The sequence below is a fragment of the Burkholderia sp. HAN2018 genome (genome assembly GCF_024704855.1).
Lineage (GTDB): Bacteria > Pseudomonadota > Gammaproteobacteria > Burkholderiales > Burkholderiaceae > Burkholderia > Burkholderia cepacia.
The window spans coordinates 1-5404 of record NZ_QOBB01000342.1; the positions used below are offsets into that span (position 1 = coordinate 1).

General features: G+C 68.7%; 7 protein-coding genes. All 7 read left to right on the forward strand.

Annotated features, from left to right (window positions below; all coding sequences use genetic code 11):
• On the forward strand, positions 1-717 hold a 717-nt coding region (locus DPV74_RS38685), incomplete at its 5' end, for a DNA polymerase III subunit gamma/tau C-terminal domain-containing protein (RefSeq protein WP_276141811.1).
• 92 nt (positions 718-809) lie between these two features.
• Positions 810-1136, forward strand: coding sequence for a YbaB/EbfC family nucleoid-associated protein (locus tag DPV74_RS38690; protein ID WP_006482124.1), 327 nt, complete (start codon positions 810-812; stop codon positions 1134-1136).
• Positions 1137-1167: 31 nt separating this feature from the next.
• Complete coding sequence (recR, locus tag DPV74_RS38695; protein WP_006478665.1) at positions 1168-1764, forward strand: recombination mediator RecR; 597 nt, start codon at positions 1168-1170, stop codon at positions 1762-1764.
• 48 nt (positions 1765-1812) lie between these two features.
• Positions 1813-3018 (forward strand): CaiB/BaiF CoA-transferase family protein, encoded by a 1206-nt coding sequence (locus tag DPV74_RS38700; protein ID WP_027787226.1) that lies wholly within the window; start codon positions 1813-1815, stop codon positions 3016-3018.
• 222 nt (positions 3019-3240) lie between these two features.
• Positions 3241-4002: a 5'/3'-nucleotidase SurE gene (gene surE, locus DPV74_RS38705; RefSeq protein ID WP_119339099.1), complete on the forward strand. Its 762-nt coding sequence runs from the start codon at positions 3241-3243 to the stop codon at positions 4000-4002.
• Positions 3999-4931, forward strand: coding sequence for a protein-L-isoaspartate(D-aspartate) O-methyltransferase (locus DPV74_RS38710; RefSeq protein WP_119339100.1), 933 nt, complete (start codon positions 3999-4001; stop codon positions 4929-4931). Before surE ends, DPV74_RS38710 begins: the two co-directional genes overlap by 4 nt.
• Before the next feature lie 5 nt (positions 4932-4936).
• A partial coding sequence (locus DPV74_RS38715) for a LysM domain-containing protein (protein ID WP_162923269.1) occupies positions 4937-5404 on the forward strand: 468 nt, incomplete at its 3' end.

The window sequence follows — 5404 nt, forward strand, 5'->3', positions numbered from 1 at the left end:
GCCGCCGAGAAGCCCGTCGCGCCGCGTCCCGCCGCCGTACAGGTACCGACGCCGCGCGCGGCGGCCCGTGCGCCGCAGGCAGCCGATGCACGTCAGGCCCCGCCGCCGTGGGAGGACATCCCGCCGGACGAATACGTGCCGCTCAGTGCCGACGAGATGTTTAGCGGCCCGCCCGACGACGGCTTCGTGCCGGTATTCGACAGCGGCCCCGATGATGTGCGCGTGACGCCGAAGCCGGCGGAAGCCCGCCCGTCCGCTCCGGTCGACACGCGTCCGCTGCCGCCCGCGATCGCGCTCGATCCGGTCGGCTTCGACGGCGAATGGCCGGCGCTGGCCGCGCGGCTGCCGCTCAAGGGCGTCGCGTACCAGCTCGCGTTCAACAGCGAGCTGACGGCCGTCGATGCGACTACGTTGAAACTTTCAGTGCCGGTGCCGCAATATGCGGACGCTGCGCAGGTGGCGAAGCTGAAGGCCGCGCTGGCCGATGCGCTCGGCAAACCGGTCGAGGTGGCCGTCGAAGTCGGGCCCGCCCGGCGTACGGCGGCGGCACTCGATGCGGCTGCGCGCGCGGCGCGCCAGCGTGAGGCCGAGCAGGAGATTCACGGCGATCCGTTCGTCCAGCAACTCGTGCGCGACTTCGGTGCGCGCATCGTCGAGGGTTCGGTGCGCCCGCTCGCCGACGCGGCGCCGGACGGCCCGCCGCCGACGCTGCATTGAACTGAGCGCCCCGCGACAGGCACAATCACGCCCACACATTGGCCGGCACGCGCCGCGTGCCGGTTTTCACACGATCAAGAAGGAGTATTCCCATGTTGAAAGGCAACCTCGCCGGACTGATGAAGCAAGCGCAGCAAATGCAGGAAAACATGAAGAAGATGCAGGAGCAGCTTGCGCTGATCGAAGTCGAAGGACAGTCGGGCGCCGGCCTCGTCAAGGTGACGATGACGTGCCGCAACGAAGTGCGTCGCGTGTCGATCGACCCGAGCCTGCTCGCGGACGACAAGGACATGCTCGAGGATCTCGTCGCGGCTGCGTTCAACGACGCCGTGCGCAAGGCCGAAGCGACGTCGCAGGAAAAGATGAGCGGCATGACGTCCGGCCTGCCGCTGCCCCCGGGCTTCAAGCTGCCGTTCTGAACGCGGCGTCCGTGCCACTTTTTGCCGCCGTATGAAACAGCCGTCCGCCCTGTCCGCTCTCGTCGAAGCGTTGCGCGTGCTGCCCGGTGTCGGGCCGAAATCCGCCCAGCGCATGGCGGTCCACCTGATGCAGCACGATCGGGAGGGCGCGGAGCGGCTCGGCCGGTCGCTGCTGTTCGCGACCGAGCACCTGCAGCATTGCGAGAAGTGCAATACGTTCACCGAAGCGCAGATTTGCGAGGTCTGCAGCGACGAAGAGCGTGATCCGACGCTGCTGTGCGTCGTCGAGACGCCCGCCGACCAGATCATGCTCGAGCAGACGATGACTTATCGCGGGCTGTATTTCGTGCTGATGGGCCGGCTGAGCCCGCTCGACGGGATCGGCCCGAAGGAAATCCATTTCGACCGCCTCGTGCGGCGCGCGTCCGACGGGGTCGTCAAGGAGGTCGTGCTCGCGACCAACTTCACGAACGAGGGCGAGGCCACTGCGCACTACCTCGGCCAGACGCTGAAGGCGCGCGGGCTCGCGGTCACGCGTCTCGCGCGTGGCGTGCCGGTGGGCGGCGAGCTCGAATATGTCGACGCGGGCACCATCGCCCGCGCGATGCTCGACCGCCGCACGATGTAAGCCGGGCGCCGCCGGTCGGCGGCGCCGTTCCTCATGCCAGGGAGACACATGAGCACCAGCCAGGGCCCGCTCGCGGGCGTCAAAGTGCTCGAATTCGGAACACTGATCGCGGGGCCGTTCGCGTCGCGGCTGTTCGCCGAATTCGGCGCGGAAGTGATCAAGATCGAGGATCCGAACGGCGGCGACCCGCTGCGCAAGTGGCGCAAGCTCCATCCGGAGCAGGGCGGCACGTCGCTGTGGTGGTCCGTGCAGGCGCGCAACAAGAAATCGGTCACGCTCAACCTGAAGGCCGACGCCGGCAAGGCGATCGCGCGGCAACTCGCGCGCGAGGCCGACATCGTGATCGAGAATTTCCGCCCGGGCCTGCTGGAAAAACTCGGGCTCGGCTACGACGTGCTGTCGGCCGAGAACCCGGGCCTCGTGATGGTGCGCCTGTCCGGCTACGGGCAGACGGGCCCGTACCGCGACCGGCCCGGTTTCGGCGCGATCGCCGAATCGATGGGCGGGCTGCGCCACATCACCGGATATCCCGATCTGCCGCCGCCGCGCATCGGCATCTCCATCGGCGATTCGATCGCCGCGCTGCATGGCGTGATCGGCGCGCTGATGGCATTGCATCACCGCAAGGTCAACGGCGGCGCGGGGCAGGTGGTCGACGTTGCACTGTATGAAGCCGTCTTCAACATGATGGAAAGCGTGGTGCCCGAATACGGCGTGTACGGGATGGTGCGCGAGCGCACCGGCGCGTCGCTGCCGGGTATCGTGCCGTCGAACACGTATGCATGCCGCGACGGCAGTATCGTGATCGGCGGCAATAGCGACCCGATCTTCAAGCGGCTGATGAAGGCGATCGAGCGCGACGACCTCGCCGACGATCCCGCACTCGCGCAAAACGACGGGCGCGTGCCGCGCACGCAGGAGATCGACGACGCGATTGCCGCATGGCTCGCGCCGCGCACGATCGATGAAGCGCTCGTCGTGCTCAACGCGGCCGACGTGCCTGCCGGGCGCATCTACAGCGCCGCCGACATGTTCACCGATCCGCAGTTCGTCGCGCGGCAGATGATCCAACGCTTCAAGCTGGCCGACGGCACCGACATTCCGTTGCCGAACATCACGCCGAAGCTGTCGGACACGCCGGGCGAAACGCGCTGGCTCGGGCCTGAACTCGGCGAGCATACCGACGAGGTGCTGCGCGGCCTCGGCTACGATGCGCAGGCGATTGCCGCACTGCGCGACGCGGGTGCGATCTGAACGCCCCTGGGCCCGTCGCCTCGCGCCGGGCTCCCCGAAGGGCACATTCCGCAAGCGAGCGCCGTTGGTGCTGGAAAACCCGGGGCGGCGAGGCGTTTTCCTGAACCCGCAGAACGCCGCCGCGCAACGCGGCGGTGCAGCGTGTACGGTCGCCCGCAACCGTCCTTCCGCAGTCGCCGGACTGTCGCTCTCGCGCCATCTTTCCTCGGTTACAATCGCCGGATGCGAATCCTACTCAGCAACGACGACGGCTATTTCGCCCCCGGTCTCGCCGCGCTCAGCGACGCGCTGCGGCCGTTGGCCGAACTCACGGTGATCGCGCCCGAGCAGAACTGCAGCGGCGCGTCGAATTCCCTCACGTTGTCGCGGCCGCTGTCGGTGCAGCGCGCAGCGAGTACGGGTTTCTTCTACGTGAACGGCACGCCGACCGATTCGGTGCACGTCGCGTTGACAGGGATGGCCGACGCCAGGCCGGACCTCGTCGTTTCCGGGATCAACAACGGCCAGAACATGGGCGAAGACACGCTCTATTCGGGGACAGTTGCGGCCGCCACCGAAGGCATCATGTTCGGCGTGCCGGCCATTGCGTTCTCGCTGGTCGACAAGGGCTGGGCCCATCTCGCGGACGCCGCGCGCGTCGCCGCGGAGATCGTCGAGCACTCCCTCGCGCATCCGCTGCCGGGGCAGCCGCTGTTGAACGTCAATATTCCGAACCTGCCTTACGACGAACTGAAAGGCTGGAAGGTCACGCGTCTCGGCAAACGCCATCCGTCGCAGCCGGTGATTCGCCAGACCGACCCGCGCGGCGAACCGATCTACTGGATCGGCGCGGCGGGCGAAGCGCTGGACGCCAGCGAAGGCACCGATTTTCACGCGGTGGCAAACGGTTTCGTATCGATCACGCCGCTGCAGCTGGACCTCACGCATACACAGATGCTGCCCGCGACGCGCGAATGGGCGCGCGCCGGAGGGCGGGCTTCATGAGCGGCGAGCGCGCGAAGCGGTTCCCGCTCGCGCTCGAAGATCTCAAGCGAGCGCCACGCAAGTCGGAAGGTCGGGCCGGCGAACGCCATGCGGCGGTCGCGGCATCGAAGGCCGCCGACAAGCCTGCGGCCGTGCTGAAACCGGTTGCGGTGAAACCCGCCGCCCCGCGCACGGCCATGCCCGGTTCCCCCGCCGCGAAGCCCGCGACCGCACCGAAGCCGACCGCGCTGAAGCCCGCGATGCCGAAGCCGGCCGCGCCGAGCGTCGCGCCGGCCGGCGCGTTCGCGCTCACGTCGGAACGCGTGCGCGAACGGATGGTCGAACGGCTGCGCGCGAACGGCGTGACCGACGCGCGCGTGCTGGAGGCGATGGCCGCGGTGCCGCGCCACCTGTTCGTGGATCCGGGGCTGGCGACGCAGGCCTACGAGGATTCCGCGCTGCCGATCGGCCACCAGCAGACCATTTCAAAGCCGTCGGTTGTCGCGCGCATGATCGAGCTCGCGATGGCCGGCCGCACGCTCGAGCGCGTGCTCGAGATCGGCACGGGCTGCGGCTATCAGGCCGCCGTGCTGAGCCACGTGGCACGCGACGTGTATTCGATTGAACGCATCAAGCCGCTCTACGAGCGCGCGAAGCTGAACCTGCGGCCGCTGCGCGTGCCGAACATCCGTCTGCACTACGGCGACGGGCGTGTCGGCCTGTCGTCCGCGGCCCCGTTCGACGCGATCGTGATCGCGGCGGCGGGGCTCGACGTGCCGCAGGCGCTGCTCGAGCAGCTCGCGATCGGCGGGCGCCTCGTCGCGCCGGTCGGCGCGCAGAGCGGGCAGCACCAGGTGCTCACGCTCGTCGAGCGCGTCGCGCACGCGCAATGGCGGGAGTCACGGCTTGATCGCGTTTTCTTTGTCCCTTTAAAATCCGGAGTAATTTGAAACCGATGAGTATGTTGCGCGCGATGCAAAACAACCGTTCCAGGGAACCGCTCACGCTCGCCCAGCGCGCGATCTGCGTAGCCGCGTTCTCCACGCTACTGGCCGCCTGTGCGACGCGGCTCGACAACGCGCCCGTCGTCGATCGCTCCGGTTCGCTCGGCACGACTGCCGCCGCGCAGCCCGCGGTACCGCTTCCGCCGGCGCCGCCGGGTTACTACCGGGTAAAGCCGGGCGACACGCTGTACCGGATCGCCCTCGAAAACGGGCAGAACTATCGCGACATCGCCGCGTGGAACAACCTGGCGAACCCGAATCAGATCGAAGTCGACCAGTTGCTGCGCGTGTCGCCGCAGGCCGGTGCCGCTGTCGCGGGCACCCAGGTCGCCGCGCCGATCGGGGGCGCCGCCGTCGCTACCGCGCCGCTCAGCAGCGGCCCGGCAACGCCGGCTGCCGGTACGTCGTCGGTCGCGACG

What these genes read in the sequence shown, in the direction of transcription:
- recR (WP_006478665.1), top strand. Translation starts at nt 1,168, where the DNA reads ATGAAACAGCCGTCCGCCCTGTCCGCTCTCGTCGAAGCGTTGCGCGTG.
- DPV74_RS38690 (WP_006482124.1), top strand. Translation starts at nt 810, where the DNA reads ATGTTGAAAGGCAACCTCGCCGGACTGATGAAGCAAGCGCAGCAAATG.
- DPV74_RS38700 (WP_027787226.1), top strand. Translation starts at nt 1,813, where the DNA reads ATGAGCACCAGCCAGGGCCCGCTCGCGGGCGTCAAAGTGCTCGAATTC.
- surE (WP_119339099.1), top strand. Translation starts at nt 3,241, where the DNA reads ATGCGAATCCTACTCAGCAACGACGACGGCTATTTCGCCCCCGGTCTC.
- DPV74_RS38710 (WP_119339100.1), top strand. Translation starts at nt 3,999, where the DNA reads ATGAGCGGCGAGCGCGCGAAGCGGTTCCCGCTCGCGCTCGAAGATCTC.